Raw genomic sequence first — 18,299 nt, forward strand, 5'->3', positions numbered from 1 at the left:
TTCACAAGACCCTCAATCGACCTCAAGCAGACCCGGATGATCGAAAATCGAGGGGCAGGCATTAGCCAAATTGGGCGGCAGAAGGAAAAGCCGTGTAATCATGACATTGAAACGTGACGAGATCTTCAAGTTTCCTCCTGAAATGCTTTTCTCAGTACCCCAGCTCCGGCCGTACAACGTTTTCCAGCGGCTGGCCGTTTATGTAGCGCCGTAGATTGTTGAACAGGATATCGAGGGTGATGGGCACGTAGTTGTCCCCGTCGTCCGCCGAAACATGCGGGGTCACGATCAGATTGGGCACGGACCAAAGCGGAGAATCCGCCGGTAACGGTTCGGGATCGAACACATCGACGATCGCGCCCGAGAGATGGCCGGACCGCAACAGGTCCGAGAGCGCGTCGTAATCCATGGCTGAAGCACGGCCGACGTTAATGATCCCGGCGCCGGGCTTCATACTTTCAAGGCGTTTCCGGTTGAAGAGTCCCACCGTTTCCGGCGTCGCAGGCAGCGAGATGAAAACGTAGTCGGCCCGGGGCAACAGCCTGTCGATCTGATCGGTGGCAACCATCTCGTCCACTGCGGGATGCGGGTTGCCACTGCGATTCACACCCAGCACCTCCAGACCCAGCGTTTTGAGTTGCTTGGCCGCGCCCCCGCCCAAACTGCCCACACCAACGATCAGAGCAGTCTTGCCCGCAATCGGCGAGGAAAAAAGAGACTTCCAATGAGCACTTTGCTGATTGGTAACGATTGCAGGAATGTGGCTGTGCAGCATCAAGACACTCATGAGGCCGAATTCACCGGCTTTGACGGAATGGGCTCCCTTGTTATTCACGACCTGCACACCGTCGGGCACCCAATTCATGGGGCAAAGATGCTCAACGCCCGCTCCCAGGATATGGATCCATTTCAGGTTAGGCGCGACCGCAGCCAAATCCGCCGTCGGGAGGTCCCAGCAAAAGAGCACTTCCGTATCGCGCATGGATTCATTGAAATGGTCGCAATCCCAATCGATGAAAACATCGAGGTGCTGGGCGACGTCGGGGTGACGGCGCGCTGCGTCGTCCCAACGTTCCTGAGTCGTTGTGAAAACAAGCTCACCCTCCGCTGTTGAAGGAAAGGTGTCCGGCGAAGCGTGATTGTTCTTTACGTGCAGCTTTATCTTTCGGTTCAAAGTATCGCCTTTCCTGCTTCTCTGGCTTGATGGCGCTGTCATCAATCCGATCGCGTTGTTTCTCCGTAGAGCATTTCATCCGTTTCTATCTGTTTCAGACAGGCGACAACCTTTGCAACCCGGTCTGTCTCCGGAAGACCCTCTGCCTCGAACTGCACCTCCATGACCGCACGGCCGATGTTTCGCAGCGTAACGGCATCGTCACCGCCATTCTTAGGCTTTTGCACGACAGTGTCTCCACCAAAGGTCGGGATGGGTCCATCCTGCCAATCGTCCGTGGCATGCGCCGGTTCCTTGCCGTCCTGGAGGTCCCGGATGAGAGACCGCAATCGTCTGCGGTACATTACGATGCCCTGATCGCTCGCAACGAGATGCTCCTTATTGTGCTCGGTGATAGGCCCCATGCCTTCGGTCGCTTCGGCGTCGGCAGGACAGCGCTGCTTTTCTTCATAAGAACGGTCAAAGACTTCACCCTGCTCAATCAGCTCCGGTCCCTCAGGCGTATTGTATTCGTCCGGGTCCGCCCGCTCGCCGAAAACCGCCCAGGCGAAGCACAGTGTCTCTTCGTCGTCGATCGGCACCACCCAGCGAACGAACGACGTCCGACTGTAGTAAAGTTGCCTGGTGCCGTCCGCCGAGAACGCGGCGCCGGCCTGGGTAAAGTTCGGCAGTACCAGTTCGTTTGTTCGGACCCAGACATTGTCGCCGACCCGCCGCGCCGCGGTGCCCAGAAATGTGGTTCGGCGTTTATAGAACTTCATCTTGCCGATTTCACCAAAGCCCTCGGAGAACTGCTCGCGGCTGATACGTGAGTGAAGGAAGGCGGTATGAATGGGATCGACGATCGCATCCAGAACCTGGAGCCAATTACAGTGGAACGGCGCCGTGTAGGGAACCAGAGTCTGGCCGGGTAAATCAAATGTATCGTAGACCGGAAAGACTGGCTTCAGGCCCGGCGGTCCCATATAGGCAAATATCAGACCCTTGAATTCCTTGACCGGATAAGCGCCCAAAGTCACGTTTTCGCAGATCTGCTTTTCCACCTGGGCAGGCTGTCCCGGTGCTTCGAGAGTTGTGCCATCTACGTCGAACAGCCAACCGTGATAGCAACAGCGGATTCCTCTTTCTTCGGTAACGCCGAATTCCAACGAAGCACGCCGATGCGGACAGCGCCGGTGCACAAGGCCGACGCGTTCGCCCTTATCTCTGAACAAGACAAGATCCTCGCCCAGAATCCGGATCAGTTTCGGACGCTCGCCGAGGTCCGAAGTCATCGCCACCGGATGCCAGAAGCGCCGGAGGTATTCGCCACAGGGCGTATTAGGCCCAACACGGGTCAGTTCGTCGTCGCCCTGGCCGGTCCAGGACTGATGATAACCGCTATAGGGAAGGCTTTCCTTCGATCGAGTTTCAGTGCTCCTGTTCATTCCTGCAGCTCTCAAATTACCATGTGATAAGTCACATTGCGCAACAGCAAGATTGACAACAATCGATCAATTCTTACAGTCGCTGTTAGAAAAACTAATATGCATAAACTGCCATGATGAACCGAAGCAACCTTCCCTTGAACGCTCTGCGCGCCTTTGAAGCGTCAGCGCGCCACCTGAGTTTCAGCAAGGCAGCCGAAGAACTCTGCGTCACGCACAGTGCGGTCAGCCAGCAGATTAAGCAGCTCGAAGACCTTCTGGGCCTCCAGCTCTTTCACAGAACCAACAGCGGTGTCCAACTGACGGAAGCGGGCCATAGGCTTTTACCGCTGCTTATCGAGTTTTTTGATCGTATCGGCGAGACGCTTGATGAATTGATCAAAGGCCCCAGAGAGAACACCGTAAATGTCACCACAACGCCAACCTTCGCCGTCAAATGGCTCATGCCACGCTTGCGGCGCTGGCATATGGAGCATGAAGACCAGTCTATTCATCTGGTGCCAACACTGCGGATGCTAGAACTGGGAAGAGGTAAGGCGGATATTGGCATTCGCTGTGGTTTGCCGCCCTGGCGCGGCCTGAAATCCGACCTGATACTCCCCATACATATGACACCTGTCTGCAGCCCTACCCTGCTCGAGGAGTCAAAGCCGCTCGACGCGCCACAAGATGTGCTGAACTATCCTTTACTACATGCCGACGTGGGGTCTCACGAGCGCGGGGAGGAATGGCGCACGTGGCTGGCGGCAGCCAAGGTCACAAATTTCAAGAGCATTGACGGCCTTTCGTTTCACGACCCGGGTTTGTCTCTTCAGGCCGCTATCGACGGGATGGGCATTGCAATAGGATACACCGAACTCGCGGAACCTGATCTTCGGTCCGGCCGCTTGATCCAGCCATTCGAGCTCACGGTGCGTCACTCCTTTTCCTACTACATCGTCTACCCGGAGTATCGGCAGGATGACCCGCAGATACAGGCATTCCGTGACTGGCTGATTTGGGAAAAGGAAAAACCTCTTTAGCGTCTATTGCGTAATCCAATCACAGGAGTTCATTTGACCGGAAGTATTTCCCGTTCCGGCGAGGCGTAGTTGCGGCGCCCATCCTTTTTCGTGACTTACGTTTGCGCTGCCGTCGTGTAGACATCCGAATTGTGTCGCTCCATGAATTTCTCCGGCGCCCTTAAGGGCGTGAAACCGAACTTCCTATAGAGCTCATGCGCATCGGCCGTGGCCAGCATCCAACGGCGCAGGCCCAGCAGGTCCGGATGCGACAGGATGCACTCCATCATCCATTTGCTGAGGCCCCGGCCGCGATAATCGTCGCGGATGAAAACATCACCGAGATAAGCCATAGTCGCGAAGTCGGAAACCACACGCGCAAAACCGATCTGATGCTCTCCATCAAACAGGCCGAAAGAGAGTGAGTTGCGCAGCGCCTTGTCAAAGGTGCTCCGCGGAATACCACGCGCCCAGTAGCTTTCCTCCGAAATGAAACGAAACAGCACGTCCATATCGAAGACTGTTGAGTCCGTTGTCAGCCAATATTCGTCCCTGCGCCAATCCATTGAGATCATTTCCATTTTCTAAAAAATCTGCAGGTAATCGATAGCAGCTTTTGCAGAGCTTTTGGAGCCAAACGCGCTATCTTTTACAAGTGGATAACAAGTAAAAATTGAGTTGTAGGCTCGGTAACGCATGGCTAGGTTTGGTTCTTCGATATGGGGTGAATGGAACTTTCGGCGATATGAAACAGGTAGTTTTTTCAAGTCTCGTAACCCTTGGGCTGCTGTGCCTTGGCTCGGCCCCAGGCAAAACGCAGGATCCGCAAGCACTAAAAGAGGAGTGCCTGAAAAGGATTGCCAATCCTGAGCAGCATCAGGCTCAGGACGGCACTCAGGCGCCGGTCAGCTTCTTTCCACAAAGTCCAACCGGGCCTTATTCACGGCAGACACTGCGCATTTGCGATCAGGCCGTGACTGCCCTTCCGCAGGATGTCGAACTCAACGCGCAGCTCGGAGCCATTTATCTGGGATTTGGTAGCTTGCAGCATGGGCCGAGGGGCACGGCTCTCACGAGAACCGCAGCCGAACAGGGGCATGTGCCCTCCATGACCGTGATGGGGTCTCTCAATCTCAGAACAGGCCTTGTCTTGAAAAACGAGGCTAGGGCCAGAGAGTGGTTTTCTAAGGCCGCCGAGGCCGGAGACCCGCTCGCTCAAAACCTGCTGGGTGTGATCTACCTGGCCGGTCTGGGTGTCAGCGCGGACAGAGAGAAAGCCGAACTCTGGTTTCAGCGTGCCGCCACTATCAACGATCCGGAAGCGCAAACGAGACTGGCGACCCACTTTCTATCGAATGAATTCTTGACCCAAGACCCTCAACGCGCCGCCGAACTGCTCACCTCAGCAGCTGAAGCCGGTTTTGCGGCTGCACAGAGAATTCTTGGTCAGCTCTACAATAGCGGCGCGGGCGTGGAACTAGAGTGTGCAAACAGCCTTTAAGTGGTTCCAGCGCGCCGCCGAAAATGGAGATAGCGAAGCCTCGTTCTTCATCGGTCATATCTATTTGCTCGGCCAAGGTGTCGAGCAGAACAATGCAGAAGCCGTCCGTTGGTTAACACCAGCAGCCGAAGCCGGAAACCCGAACGCCCAGAACTTTCTGGGAGCGCTATATTATTCTGGGAGAGGTGTCGAAAAAGACTTCGACCGTTCTTTCTTCTGGACGGAAAAATCGGCAAAGCAAGGTGTTGTCAGCGCACAATACAATCTCGGTTTTGCTTACGAAAACGGCATTGGCGTCACTGTCGATAAGCGACGGGCGCTGCGCTGGTACACCGAAGCCGCCTTTGAGGGGAATGAACGCGCAATAGAAGGTCGCAATCGCCTTCTGTCGCAGGGGATCAGGCCCTGACGAACTGCATGCGCACGCTGAAGTCTGTTCGCGCACGAGGCGTCAAGCCGCATCTCGCCACCAGTGACTCCAGAAGCCCATTCGATGCTTAAAAACGAATGGTTCAAGAAGCTCCTGCTCTCTCCACTGCTGATCTCCCTATCGGTGTGTCTGACCATACCTACGGCGCTTTGCACAACGTCCCCATTTATGCTTTTGCGCCGCACTACTTTGAATACTCAATCACGCGTCTGACCTTTCATGGTCTGACGCAACTTGCATTGGCCACTGCGGATGGATGGATCTCCCTTTTCATCTCAAGCCTCCCCGCCAGTATCATTCTGTGCATCTGTGGTGTCTTCGCTCCCACGGCAAAGCAGCTTTTCCGGCTTCTCCTGCAGGCTGTAGGCCTGCTGATCATCGTCTCTCTTGCAGTCGAAGTTGTTATGTTTCTGACCTTCGACTATTGATTCGCAGGACTGGGTATCGACAGCAATCCAAAAGCAGAGCCCAACCCGGAAGAAAACGGCGCAGTCAGCTACTGGAAACTTCGTGTTGTGCAGAATATAGGTATCCTTGCCGGCACGATCTGCAGCTGCGGCTTCCTCGTCTTCAAGATCTACCGGCTTTACAAAGCTGACTGACGCAGTCCAACCGAGTAGTCCGGAGTCCGGCATCACGATGCACCGAAATCATACCCTGACTGGATCGGAGAGATATTAGCTGTTGACCCTGGATAACGAGAAATCCACCTCATGTGCTTCGCCGTCCAGGTCCAGTTTCGCAGTCGCCGGCGGCATTTCGGAAATCACCTTGCCGCGCCGGATGACCTGGAGCCGGTTGGCTTTCAGGCGCAGGGCTTCGACCTCGTCGCGCGCCTGCAGGATGACCATGTCGGCATTGCAGCCTTTCTCAAGGCCATAGCCCTCGAGATGCAGGGTTTCCGCACCGCGCTGCGTGACAGAACGGAACATCTCACGCATCTGGTCCATGCCGGTCATCTGCCCGACGTGCAGCGCCATGTTGGCGACCTCCAGCATGTCGTGACTGCCCAGGCTGTACCAGGGGTCCATGACACAATCGTGGCCCAGCGCGACCGGCACGCCCGCTTCAATGAGTTCCTTCACCCGGGTCATGCCGCGTCGCTTGGGATAGCTGTCGTGACGGCCCTGTATGGTGATGTTGATCAGCGGGTTGGCGATGGCCGTAACTCCAGCCTCGGCGATCAGGGGAATCAGCTTGCTGACGTAGTAATTATCCATGGAATGCATGGAGGTCAGATGCGATCCGGCCACCCTGCCCTGCAGGCCCAGACGCTGGGTCTGAAAAGACAGAGATTCTATGTGGCGGGAATTGGGATCGTCGGTCTCGTCGCAATGCATGTCGACCAACAGGCCACGCTCGGCCGCGAGCTCACACAGCTGGCGCACGGATTCCGCACCGTCGGCCATGGTCCGTTCGAAGTGCGGAATACCGCCCACCACATTAACGCCCTTATCCAAGGCGGTCTTTAACTGCGCCTTCGCATTGGGATCGCGCAGATAACCGTCCTGCGGGAAAGCAACCAGTTGCAGATCGATATAAGGTTCGACCTCCTTTTGGATCTCCAACAACGCATCGACGGCAAGCAGGCGCGGATCGCAGATGTCCACATGGCTGCGGATCGCCAGAGTGCCGCGCGCGATCGACCAGCGGCAGAGTTCCCAGGCGCGTTGTTTGATCGCTTCAACAGTCAGGTGCGGTTTTAGCTCGCCCCAAAGCGCGATACCTTCCAGCAGAGTTCCGCTTTCGTTGACGCGCGGCAGGCCAAAGCTGAGGGTCGCATCCATGTGGAAATGGCTGTCGACGAAAGGTGGCGCTACCAACTTTCCCGCTGCATCGATCTCGCGCTGTGCAACGGCATCGAGCTTTGGTCCGGTCTCGACAATCTTGCCGTTCTGGCAGGCGATGTCGGTCTCATCTTTACCGCCGGGGAGCTTGGCGTTCCGGACGATCAGATCCAGCATGACTTCCGTCCTCTCCTTCTTAAGCCCGGTCGCCGCGCCGGAACGGCGCCAGCAATGCCTTGGGATAGGCCGCGCGGCGTGCCATGACAACCATCGCCAGGATACTTAAAACATAAGGTGCCATCAGGAAGAACTGATAGGGGATGGCGGCGCCCGAAACCTGTTGGACCCGCACCTGAAGCGCATCGATACCCGCAAACAGCAACGCGCCCAACAGCGCCTTGCCCGGCCGCCAGGACGCAAAGATCACCAGCGCGACGCAAATCCAGCCGCGTCCGTTGACCATGCCGAAATAAAACGCGTCGAACGCCGACATGGTCAGGAAGGCCCCACCCACCGACATCAGGGCCGAACCGACCATGACGGCACCGGTCCGGACAGCCAGGACATCAATCCCCTGGGCCTCGACCGCCAAGGGATGCTCGCCGGCCATGCGCACGGCGAGACCCACCGGCGTCCGGTTGAGGCCATACCAGATCACCACGACACAGATCAGCGCCAGGTAGGTCATGGGAGTCTGTGTGAAGACGGAAGGACCGAGAACCGGGAGGTCCGACAGGAGTGGCACCGCGTAGGGCTGAAAGGGTTCGATCTTTGGCGGTGTCGTTGCATCCGGCAGCAGCATGCGAAACACGAAGTAGCTGAGCGAGGACGCCAGCAGTGTAATTCCGATTCCGGTGACATGCTGGGAAAGGCCCAAATAGACCGTAAACCCCGAATGCAGCAGTCCGAACAGCATGCCGATAAAGGCCGCAAAAGCCAATCCGCCCCAGAGGTCACCACCCTGGTAGACCCACATCCAGCCGGCCATGGCCCCCATGGTCATGATGCCTTCGATGCCCAGGTTCAAAACGCCCGCGCGCTCGCAGATCAGCTCACCGAGTGTGCCGAAAATAAGAGGGGTCGCAATCCGAAGGGTTGCAGCCCAGAAGCCGGTCGTCAGGAGGATTTCGAGAATATCCATTCTGGGTCAGCCTCTCCGGATCCGGAAGCGGACCAGCATGACGCTGACCAGGACTGCGAGCACCGACGAGGCCACCAGGACATCGGCCAGATAGGTCGGAATATTCACTGCCCGACCCATGGAGTCCGCACCAACATAAATGCCCGCCAGGAAGAACGCTGAGACCACCACGCCGATGGGATGGAGTTGCGCGAGCATGGCAACTGCGATTCCTGTGTATCCAAACCCCGGCGAAAGATCGAGCGTGAGGTAACCTTTCAAGCCAATTACCTCACCAACCCCGGCCATCCCGGCAAGCCCACCGGAGATCAAGGCCGTGCGGATAATGGTTCCATTGACGTTGATGCCGGCAAAGGCAGAGCCTCTGGCGTTCAATCCCACCGCCTTGATCTCATAGCCCCAAACCGTAAAGCGCATCACGAGCCAGATCGCGATAGCCGCAACAATGGCGATGACAAAACCCAAATGCAGCCGGCTTTTCGCCAGAATTTTAGGCAGGATTCCTTCGTCGACAATCGGGGCGGCTTGCGGCCAACCCAGCGACATAGGGTCCTTCAAGGGGCCTTCGAGCAGATAATTGACGAATAGCAGAATGATGAAGTTGAGCAAGAGCGTGGTCACGACTTCGTCGACCCGCAGCTTGTTCTTGATGAGCGCTGGTACGATCAGGACGGAACCACCGGCCAGTGCGCCAGCCACCAACAGCAACGGGATCAGCAGAAATGCCGGCAGATCGAGCGCGCCGGTCCCCAGCCAGGTTGCCGCGAGTGCTCCCATGTAAAGCTGCCCTTCGCCGCCAATGTTCCACAGCTTCGCGCGGAAGGCGACCGCCGCCGCCAGACCGGTCAGGATCAAAGGGGTCGCCCGAGTCAGGGTCTCTGCCAATGCAAAACGGGACCCCACCGCGCCTTTGACCAGAAGCGCATAAGCCTCCAGCACCGATTCTCCGGTCCAAACAATCAGGCCGGCGCAAAGCACCAGTGCCGCTGCCACGGCCAGCACCGGTGCCAGACCCGCCAGCCAGATGGGCGGCGATTCTCTAAGTTCCAATCGCATCAGGCGGCTGCTCCCCCGCTGCCGGTTTGCTCTTCGCTGGGGTCGTGACCGGCCATCATCAGCCCCAGTTGCCGCGGCGTGACCGTTTTGGCGTCCAGCGTCGCCGACAAACGCCCCTGATAGATCACGGCCACCCGGTCCGAGAGCGCCAGAAGCTCTTCCAGGTCTTCGGTAATCAGCAGAACCCCTGCCCCACGTTCCCGCGCCGCCAGTAGCTGGCCGTGAACATAGGCGATCGCGCCTTCGTCGAGGCCACGGGCAGGTTGATTGGCGAGAACAAGCCCGGGTTCACGCGATAACGCACGGGCGAGGATGAGCTTTTGCATATTGCCGCCGGACAGCAGCCGGGTTTCGGCATCCGGACCCGGGCAGCGCACGTCGAAGCGCTCAATCTGCGCCTCGGTCCGCGCTCTTGCCGCGGCATGATCGATCAGGCCGCGGCGCGAGATGGGCAGAGCGCGAAGATCCTCGCTGATCATATTCTCCCAGATCGACATCTCCCCGATCACGCCTTCAGCATGGCGGTCCTCCGGGATCCGGCCGACGCCCAGCTTGACCACCTTCGCAGGGGTGGGGTTGGCGATGGTTTCGCCGAACAGAGTCATGCTGCCGCTCTCGGCGCGGCAGAGGCCGGAGATCAGCTCCGCCAGCTGGACCTGGCCATTCCCGGAAACGCCGGCGATGCCCACCACCTCATGAGCGTGAACCACAAGATTGACGTGATCGAGCGCAACGCCGCTGGTTGGGGCGCGCAGCGAAACGTCCTGCATGGCAAGCACCGGGGCTCCCGACACCATGGACTCGGCCTTGGGTCGCGTCACGGTATGTCCAACCATGGCTTCGGCCAAAATGTGCCGGTCCGCGCCCGAAGTCGGCATTTCGTGGACGATCTTGCCGCGGCGCAGGACCATGACCCGGTCGCTGATCGCCAGAATTTCGTTGAGTTTGTGTGAAATGAAGATAATCGACAGTCCGCGTTCGACCAGGCGCCGCAGGGTATCGAACAGAACCTCGGTTTCCTGTGGCGTGAGCACAGCCGTCGGCTCGTCCATGATCAGGATCCGGGCGTCCCGATAGAGCGCCTTTAAGATCTCCACACGCTGGCGCTCACCGACCGACAGATCACCGACGCGGGCATCCGGATCGACGGTCAGGCCGAACTCAGATGACATGGTGTCGAGGCGATTGCGGGCCGCTGCCCGGTTTTGCCACGGGCGCCAGAGAGATTCAGTGCCAAGCACCACGTTGTCGAGAACGGTAAGATTATCCGCCAGAGTAAAATGCTGATGCACCATCCCGACCCCGGCGGCGATCGCCGCATGAGGTGCGCCCGGCAACAGCGGTTTGCCTTCGACTTCGACCCGCCCCTCGTCGGCAACGTAATGGCCGAAGAGAATATTCATGAGCGTGGTCTTGCCGGCCCCGTTTTCGCCAAGCAGCGCCAGCACTTCTCCACGGGCCAGCGAGAGCGAAACACTGTCGTTGGCCACCAGGGAGCCGAACCGCTTGGTAATGTTCTCCAAGCGCAGAACAGCTGTCATCGTGAGGGTTTTCCTTAGATTAGAGACTGGTCGTTCCCAGCGGTTTCCGCCAGGAACGACCGTCCTCTATGGGCTTGCCTCAGAAAGTGGACTTGGGTTCTTCGTCGTTGATCTCGACCGTGAACGTTCCGGCCAGGATTTCGGCCTTCAGAGCTTCGACCTTGCTCTTAATGTCGGCAGGGATCTTGTCTTCGAACTCGTAGTAGGGCGCGAGTGTTGCCCCACCCTTGGCCATCATGGTCCATTCTTTGTAGTCGGCGGCCGTGAATTTGCCTGCCTTGACTTCGGCAATTGCATTGTTGATGGCCGATTCCATATGCCATAGCGCAGAAGTAACGACCACGTCCTTGCCGTTTTCTTCCTTGTTCATGTCATTCACGTTGCCAAAGGCGATGATGCCCTTTTCCCGTGCTGCGTCGACTACACCGGCGCGCTCGGCATAGAGCACATCAACACCGGCTTCGATCTCTGCAAAAGCAGCTTCCTTGGCCTTAGGCGGGTCGTACCAGGAGCCGATGAAGGTGACTTTGAACTGAGCCTCCGGATTGACCGAACGAGCGCCAGCCATAAAAGCGTGGAACAGCCGGTTGACCTCGCCGATCGGATAGCCGCCGACCATGCCGATTTTGTTGGTTTTGGTCATGCTGCCGGCAATCATGCCCATCAGGTAGCAGGGCTCGTGAATGTAATTGTCGAAGACCGCAAAATTCTTGCCGTGCGGCTTGAAGGGGTCTCCCATCAGGAACGATACTTCAGGATAATCATCGGCAACCGCCCGCGCTTCCCGGCTGATCCCGAAGGCTTCACCGACCACCAGTGCAACACCGCTGTCGGCGTATTCGCGCAGAACACGGACATAGTCGGTGTTGGCGACTTTTTCGGAAAAGACGTATTCGATTTCGCCGGCTTCCTGGGCTTTGACCAGCGCCTGATGCAGGCGCGCATCCCATTTCTGCTGAATCGGCTGGGTATAGATACCCGCCACTTTGATCTTCTCAGCAAGGGCTGAACCACTCATGGCCCCGGCCACAAAAACCGCCGCTACCGCAACGCGGACGGCGGTAAAAAATTTCCTGTACATTATCGTCCCCTGTATCGTTATTTGTTGAAAACCACCCCGAGCAAATCACAGAGTCCCTTGGAGAGGGTTATTTTTATTGCCCTCTTAGCTCTTGTAATTGCAAGATTATTTCACCAACACCCCTTCTTTCGATAATTAGTGTAACCAAATTCTGACCAATTGGTCAACTTTTTGATCCGAACTGCAGCATTACTCCAGGCTGCTTGGAAGCGCTGCAGGCGACTTGGCATAGACTGATGAACCAGGATAGTCTGTCACTTGGCGACCACCAATAAGTAAAGCGCACAGAGAATAGGGGCGCCAGTGACGGTCGCCGCCGGCTGTACCTGTTGATTAAAGGTCCGGTTCGGCTACTCCTCCAGACTGCAAACGCTCACGACGGATTTAGCCCAGAGCGTGGTTCAGATTCGAGGAGTACAGAGTGGACGAGGAAGGGCGGAGGAATGACCTACTCGGTGCTGGTGGTGGACGACGAACCGAATATCGTGCTGTCCCTTGAGTTTCTGATGGCTCAGTTGGGGCTTGAAGTAGCAGTGGCGCACGATGGCGAGGCGGCATTGGAAGAAATCGCTCGAAAGGCGCCGGATCTGGTTCTGCTGGACGTCATGCTGCCAAAATGCGACGGCTACGAAGTCTGCCGTAAGATCCGTACCAACCCGACACTAAAGGACACGAAGGTCGTCATGCTGACGGCAAAGGGCCGAGACACCGAACGCGAGAGAGGATTTGCGGCGGGAGCGGACGACTACATTACCAAGCCCTTCTCCACCCGCGAGGTCAATGAACGCGTGAGACTCTATCTCAATGAGAAGAACGCTTCGTGCTCAACATGATACAGAGCGCGTCAGAACCAAGTGAGCAGCTACCACCACGTCTAACGGAGCTGCAGATCGGTTCCTTCGGGCTTCTGAGCCGAGCGTGCCGTTGAAAGAGTAGATGTCATGAATAATCCCGACTCCAGAGGTGAGCGCTCCATCGCGCTCTTTCTGCTCGGTATCCTGCTTTTCAACCCGCCGCTTCTGTCAATCTTTGGCACGGATGTCGCCTTTGCAGGTGTGCCTCTGCTCTACATCTACCTCTTTGTAGCCTGGGCAATTTTCATCTTCCTGATCGGCGTCAATTCCGAAATGGGCAAGGAAAGACGGCGCAGCCTGAGGGTTCCGCAACTGCCGGGAAACGACAATCCGGCGGCAGGGGTCGCAGTTCCGCAAGGCTCCCTGCCCCACAGCATCAGCCCCCGTCCCAATTTGACCAATCAGACGGTTGCCGATAAGGCGACAGGCTCTGTAAGCGATCATCCGGCAACGCGACTGCCGACCGAAAGAGAGGACTGGTAGGCATGCTGACGAGCTGGTTCATACTGCTCGTTTCGCTTGGATACCTGTGTTTGCTGTTCGCAATCGCCTATTACGGCGACAAACGGGCCGACGAGGGCCGCAGTTTTGCAGGCAACCCCTATATTTACACCCTCTCCATCGCCGTCTTCTGCACCTCCTGGACCTTCTATGGCAGTGTCGGACGTGCAGCGACGGACGGCATCGGCTTCCTGCCGGTTTATTTGGGCCCGACCCTGACCTTTGCCCTTTGGTGGTTCGTTCTGCACAAGATCATCCGCATCACCAAGGCCCACAACATCACATCGATTGCCGACTTTATTTCCTCGCGCTACGGCAAGAGCAACCTTCTGAGTGGCTTGGTCACCGTTATCGCCGTCGTCGGAATCATGCCCTACATCTCGCTGCAGCTGAAGGCGGTGTCTACGAGCTTTGCCGTGTTGCTGCAACACCCCGAAGTGGTTGCGCCGAACGGCATCAACAATCTGCCCGGACTGCGCAGCCTGCTTGGATTCAGCGAAGTACCGGTTCTGCGCGACACAGCCTTTCTGGTCGCACTGGTGCTGGCGATCTTCTCGATCCTGTTCGGCACCCGTCACATCGACGCCAGCGAGCGCCACGAGGGCATGGTACTGGCCATCGCGTTTGAATCGGTCATCAAACTGCTTGCCTTCCTCGCCGTAGGCATCTTCGTGACCTACGGTCTCTACGACGGTTTCGGCGATCTTTTCTCGCGCGCCGAAATGATGCCGCAGATCAATCCGCTCTTTGGGCAGGGTACCGCAGGCGGTTACGGCGAATGGGTCACCACCACCATCCTCTCCATGGCTGCAATCATCTGCCTGCCCCGGCAGTTTCAGGTAACCGTGGTGGAGAACGTCGACGAGGGTCATCTGCGCAAGGCGGTCTGGCTGTTTCCGCTCTATCTGTTGGTCATCAATATCTTCGTTCTGCCGATCGCACTCAGCGGCGTGATGATGTTTCCGGCGACCGGCAGCGACCTGGCCGATACCTTTGTCCTCACGATCCCTATGGCCGAAAACCAGGAAACTCTGGCGCTCTTCGCCTTCATCGGCGGTCTTTCAGCTGCATCGGGTATGGTGATCGTCGCCACCATCGCCCTCAGCACCATGGTCTGTAACGACCTTGTCATGCCGGTCCTGCTGCGGATCAACCGGCTGCGATTGAATGAACGCGGCGACCTGACCCGCTTGCTGCTGGGTATCCGCCGCGGCAGCATCCTGGTGATCCTGCTGTTCAGCTACAGCTACTTCCGCTTCATCGGTGAATCTTACACACTGACGTCGATTGGACTGGTGTCCTTTGCCGCGGCAGCCCAATTCGCCCCGGCTATTGCGGGCGGCATCTTCTGGAAAGGTGGCACGCGCAAAGGCGCACTGACCGGCCTGCTGCTCGGCTTCCTGGTCTGGGCCTACACGCTGCTGTTACCTTCGTTTTCGCGCTCCGGCTGGCTGCCGATCGAGTTTGTCGAACAAGGCCCCGCCGGCATCGCACTTTTAAAGCCCTACGCGCTGTTCGGCCTCGAGGGTTTCGATGTCCTCTCTCACGCACTTTTCTGGAGCATGCTGGTGAATGCCGGCGGCTACATCGCCGTTTCCCTGTTGAGCCGACAAAATGCTCTGGAAAGGATCCAGGCGGCACTCTTCGTCGATGTCTTCCTCCACTCCGGTCTGCGGGACGGTCATCACTTCTGGCGCGGTACCGCCACCTACAGCGATCTCTATAATCTCGTCTCGCGCTTTGTCGGCGAACGGCGCAGCCTAAGGGCTTTTCAAAGCTACGCGCGTTCGCGGGGACTAAGCCTGGAGCGCATCGGCGAAGCGGATTCCGACCTGGTCAACTTCGCCGAACGCCTGCTGGCGGGCACCATTGGCGCCGCCACTGCGCGTGCGCTGATCGGCACGGTGGTAAAGGGCGAGATTGTATCGATCGAAGAGGTCATGGAGGTGCTTGGCGAGGCCTCTCAAGCGATCAAATACAGTCATCAACTGGAAGAAAAATCACGCGAACTGGAGGCAGCGACCGCAGAATTGCGGGCAGCAAACGAGCGCCTGCAGGAGCTGGATCGCCTGAAGGATGATTTCCTGACGACCGTCAGCCACGAACTGCGCACACCCCTCACCTCCATCCGCTCATTTAGTGAAATCCTATTCGACCATCCGAATCTGGACATCGAAGAACGCACGCGTTTTCTGGGTATCGTCATCAAAGAGAGCGAACGCCTGACCCGCCTGATCAATCAGATCCTGGACATGGCAAAACTGGAGTCCGGACGAACACATTGGCACATTGTCAACGTCGACCCCAGTGAAGCCATTCGCGAAGCCATTGCAGCGACCAGTAGTCTGCTGGCGGAGAACAATATTGATCTGTCGCTGCGATTGCCGGAGACTCTTCGCCCGATCCGGGCGGATCAGGACCGTCTGATTCAGGTGATCGTCAATCTGCTCGCGAATGCCGTTAAATCCTGCGATCCGGAGCAGCCTCAGGTGGAAGTCCGGGTCGTCGAGGGGCACGAGGGCCTGACAGTCTCAATCGCAGACAACGGCCCAGGAGTCCCAATCGGGGCAGAAGAGCATATCTTTGACAAGTTTCAACAGGTCAACGACGGCCGCGCCGGCTCAACGGGAGGCACCGGTCTGGGCCTGCCTATCTGCAGACAGATTGTTGAGTATTTGGGTGGCAGGATCTGGCTGGAACGGCATGACAGCCCGTCAGAAGGCGAAACGGACGCAGCCCTTTCCGCAGATAACGGCAAGGCCGTTTCCTTCGGCACCTCGGGCAATGATGACGCTTCGGTATTTCAGGGCGGTGGTGCGGTTTTCAGCTTTGTCCTGCCATACGGCGAAGGGCAGCAAGCGGACTCAACGAAAGAGTCGGAACAGCCGGAAGAAGAACCGGCCGCACTGCGTAACGACGTTTCAAATGTCAGCGTAGGGTCAGATTGACCTTTTTGGTGTTGCCGGAGCGTACCGAAACATCGGTCGTGCTGGTCATTTCGCCTGCGCGGGCAACAACGGTGTAGCTTCCCTCCCGCAGAGTAAATGCGCCTGTCGAACCGGTAAGTGCGGTCAAAGGCTTCTTCGCGCCCTTACGAAAGATCTGCCAGGTTACCTCTTCCGAAGCGAACAGCGTTCCTGAATGGGTGAGCGCGGATGTCCGCAAGGATCCCGCGTTCAGGTTCAGGGTGTACTTGTAAGTGTGACCGGCAGTCACCTCAATCGTATGCTTGACCTTTGCATCACGCGTTCTCGCGCGCACAAGATAAAAGCCCTCTGGCAGGACCAGATTAGGGCGTGCGCCCAGCGAGGTTGCAATCAGATGACGCTTCCCGCTCGCATCGCGGCCGTAGGTCAAGATATCCCATGCAATTTCACCTTTAAGCGGTTTGGCGCCGCGGTGAGGAATCACTTTCAGTTTTACCCAGCCGGCATTCAAGTTGACCCGGTGCTTGACTGCCGATGACGCCACTTCGAGATTGGAATCGACTGTGACGTCGCCATAAACGGTCGCAACCCGGTATTGGCCGGCCGGCAACTTCAACTCTGTCGGTGACTTTTCAGCGGTCGCCACAATTGGTCCGACGGCGCCGTTTTCAAAGCGGGAAACCGTAAAAGAGATCCGGTCTTTAAGCGTCTTCGCACCATTCGCGATCACGGCCTCCAGCTTAATTCGCTGTTGATCGCCTACCGATGCCTGCTGTGCGCCGGCAAGCGACGGGCTCGCAAGACCAAGTGAAAAACCGAAGGAAAACACGCCCAAAAAAGCGGTACGGCAAAGCCAATTTCGCACTGTATATACCACGGTCGATACTCCCTTACGCATCCTCCTTACTATGCGGTAAGGAACCTTTACAAGCGGTGAAGATGACCGCGTACACACAGCCCGGATTAAGACCGGCGCTGCTCGTCGAGCGCCGTCAAAATAGACTGCGACTCCGAAAACATCAGAAACAACGCAGTGTGCAAAGGTTAACGATCAGTGTATCCTGATACAACAATCTCAGTTTGAACGGCGAAAAAAAGTTTTTACTCAACGCCGAAATGTTGAGACCAGCGCCGCCGGAAAGATGTGATTGGGCGGCGAAACCAGCGAGGACTGCCATGAAGGCTGATAGCGGATACGCAGGTTTGCGCAACACTTCAATTACCGGAGTTTTTGCAGCGGTAGGCTTGAGCTTGGCAGTTTTCCTTGTGGCTCCGTCTTCTGCCGCACGAGCCGACGGCTACGTTTCCTTCGGTATCGGCACGTCTTACAGCTACAGTCACCATCGGCACCGGCATGGCTATGGCTGGTACCGTCACAACCCCTATTACGGCCGACACTATTATGGCCATCGGCATTATGGACACCACCACCGCCATCACTGGCACGGCACCTATCGCCATGTCACCAAAAGCCACAGTAAAACGGTGCCGTATAATCCTTCAGCACGGCCAAAGACAACCAGTCCGGTCGTTGCAGCGACGCCTCAGCAAAACTGCCAGATGATCCGTGAGTACCAGACGGTCGTGAAAATTGGCGGAAAGCAGGTGCAAGCCTATGGAGATGCCTGCATGCAGCCTGATGGAAGCTGGAAGCTCGGTCCACCAAAACCAGTACCTGAAGGCTGAGGTTCCAGTCGCCAGACTGTTTCACCAGCTCTCAGCGAACAACAAGGTCCTGAGAAAACAAGGCCTCAAAAAAAGGGCTCCTAAAACAGAAAAACGGGCATCAAGCGACACAAAGGTCACTCAAATGCCCGTTATCTGCGGCTTCGCCAATTCTTACCCTCTCACCTCGCCAATCAGAACTGGAGCGGATTT

Annotated in this window: 17 protein-coding genes; 7 read left to right on the forward strand and 10 right to left on the reverse strand. The window is 57.2% G+C overall.

Annotated features, from left to right (window positions below; all coding sequences use genetic code 11):
- Positions 1–151 precede the first annotated feature (151 nt).
- Positions 152–1,174 carry a D-2-hydroxyacid dehydrogenase gene (locus QMZ18_RS29300; RefSeq protein WP_282609952.1) on the reverse strand — a complete coding sequence of 341 codons (1,023 nt, stop codon included), beginning with the start codon at positions 1,172–1,174 and terminating at the stop codon, positions 152–154.
- 41 nt (positions 1,175–1,215) lie between these two features.
- The gene (locus QMZ18_RS29305) at positions 1,216–2,601 is read right to left on the reverse strand and encodes an aromatic ring-hydroxylating dioxygenase subunit alpha (protein WP_282609953.1); all 1,386 of its coding nucleotides are present in this window, start codon (positions 2,599–2,601) and stop codon (positions 1,216–1,218) included.
- Between the two features lie 113 nt (positions 2,602–2,714).
- Between QMZ18_RS29305 and gcvA the strand changes: the two genes are divergently transcribed.
- Positions 2,715–3,623 (forward strand): transcriptional regulator GcvA, encoded by a 909-nt coding sequence (gene gcvA / locus QMZ18_RS29310; RefSeq protein WP_282609954.1) that lies wholly within the window; start codon positions 2,715–2,717, stop codon positions 3,621–3,623.
- Positions 3,624–3,718: 95 nt separating this feature from the next.
- Here the strand turns inward: gcvA and QMZ18_RS29315 are convergent, their stop codons facing one another.
- Complete coding sequence (locus tag QMZ18_RS29315) at positions 3,719–4,168, reverse strand: GNAT family N-acetyltransferase (protein ID WP_282609955.1); 450 nt, start codon at positions 4,166–4,168, stop codon at positions 3,719–3,721.
- Positions 4,169–4,347: 179 nt separating this feature from the next.
- On the opposite strand from QMZ18_RS29315, the gene QMZ18_RS29320 reads away from it, so the two are divergent.
- Together QMZ18_RS29320 and QMZ18_RS29325 are read left to right on the forward strand one after the other, a co-directional pair.
- Positions 4,348–5,103, forward strand: a complete 756-nt coding sequence (locus QMZ18_RS29320; protein WP_282609956.1) for a tetratricopeptide repeat protein — start codon at positions 4,348–4,350, stop codon at positions 5,101–5,103.
- A complete protein-coding gene (locus QMZ18_RS29325; RefSeq protein WP_282609957.1) occupies positions 5,087–5,512 on the forward strand; it encodes a tetratricopeptide repeat protein in 426 nt (141 codons plus the stop codon). Before QMZ18_RS29320 ends, QMZ18_RS29325 begins: the two co-directional genes overlap by 17 nt.
- A 296-nt stretch (positions 5,513–5,808) precedes the next feature.
- Here the strand turns inward: QMZ18_RS29325 and QMZ18_RS29330 are convergent, their stop codons facing one another.
- The 6 genes from QMZ18_RS29330 to QMZ18_RS29355 all read right to left on the reverse strand — a co-directional run bounded on the left by QMZ18_RS29330 (position 5,809) and on the right by QMZ18_RS29355 (position 12,139).
- Entirely contained in the window at positions 5,809–6,168 is a 360-nt protein-coding gene (locus QMZ18_RS29330) for a hypothetical protein (RefSeq protein WP_282609958.1), read from the reverse strand.
- 42 nt (positions 6,169–6,210) lie between these two features.
- Positions 6,211–7,497 (reverse strand): amidohydrolase family protein, encoded by a 1,287-nt coding sequence (locus QMZ18_RS29335; protein WP_282609959.1) that lies wholly within the window; start codon positions 7,495–7,497, stop codon positions 6,211–6,213.
- A gap of 19 nt (positions 7,498–7,516) precedes the next feature.
- A complete protein-coding gene (locus tag QMZ18_RS29340) occupies positions 7,517–8,461 on the reverse strand; it encodes an ABC transporter permease (RefSeq protein ID WP_282609960.1) in 945 nt (314 codons plus the stop codon).
- Between the two features lie 6 nt (positions 8,462–8,467).
- The gene (locus tag QMZ18_RS29345) at positions 8,468–9,517 is read right to left on the reverse strand and encodes an ABC transporter permease (protein WP_282609961.1); all 1,050 of its coding nucleotides are present in this window, start codon (positions 9,515–9,517) and stop codon (positions 8,468–8,470) included.
- The gene (locus tag QMZ18_RS29350) at positions 9,517–11,058 is read right to left on the reverse strand and encodes an ABC transporter ATP-binding protein (protein WP_282609962.1); all 1,542 of its coding nucleotides are present in this window, start codon (positions 11,056–11,058) and stop codon (positions 9,517–9,519) included. Before QMZ18_RS29350 ends, QMZ18_RS29345 begins: the two co-directional genes overlap by 1 nt.
- 79 nt (positions 11,059–11,137) lie before the next feature.
- Positions 11,138–12,139: a BMP family protein gene (locus tag QMZ18_RS29355; protein ID WP_282609963.1), complete on the reverse strand. Its 1,002-nt coding sequence runs from the start codon at positions 12,137–12,139 to the stop codon at positions 11,138–11,140.
- Positions 12,140–12,582: 443 nt separating this feature from the next.
- On the opposite strand from QMZ18_RS29355, the gene QMZ18_RS29360 reads away from it, so the two are divergent.
- From QMZ18_RS29360 to QMZ18_RS29370, 3 genes are all read left to right on the forward strand, one after another.
- Entirely contained in the window at positions 12,583–12,972 is a 390-nt protein-coding gene (locus QMZ18_RS29360; RefSeq protein WP_282609964.1) for a response regulator transcription factor, read from the forward strand.
- A gap of 108 nt (positions 12,973–13,080) precedes the next feature.
- Entirely contained in the window at positions 13,081–13,476 is a 396-nt protein-coding gene (locus tag QMZ18_RS29365; protein ID WP_282609965.1) for a hypothetical protein, read from the forward strand.
- A gap of 2 nt (positions 13,477–13,478) precedes the next feature.
- A complete protein-coding gene (locus tag QMZ18_RS29370) occupies positions 13,479–16,442 on the forward strand; it encodes a sensor histidine kinase (protein ID WP_282609966.1) in 2,964 nt (987 codons plus the stop codon).
- Here the strand turns inward: QMZ18_RS29370 and QMZ18_RS29375 are convergent.
- On the reverse strand, positions 16,423–17,298 hold the full coding sequence (locus tag QMZ18_RS29375; protein ID WP_282609967.1) for a hypothetical protein: 876 nt from the start codon (positions 17,296–17,298) through the stop codon (positions 16,423–16,425). The two genes, QMZ18_RS29370 and QMZ18_RS29375, sit on opposite strands and share 20 nt — an antisense overlap.
- A gap of 299 nt (positions 17,299–17,597) precedes the next feature.
- On the opposite strand from QMZ18_RS29375, the gene QMZ18_RS29380 reads away from it, so the two are divergent.
- Positions 17,598–18,107 (forward strand): hypothetical protein, encoded by a 510-nt coding sequence (locus tag QMZ18_RS29380; RefSeq protein ID WP_282609968.1) that lies wholly within the window; start codon positions 17,598–17,600, stop codon positions 18,105–18,107.
- Positions 18,108–18,299 lie beyond the last annotated feature (192 nt).

It is taken from the genome of Pelagibius sp. Alg239-R121 (genome assembly GCF_947331435.1).
Taxonomy (GTDB): Bacteria; Pseudomonadota; Alphaproteobacteria; order Kiloniellales; family Kiloniellaceae; genus Denitrobaculum.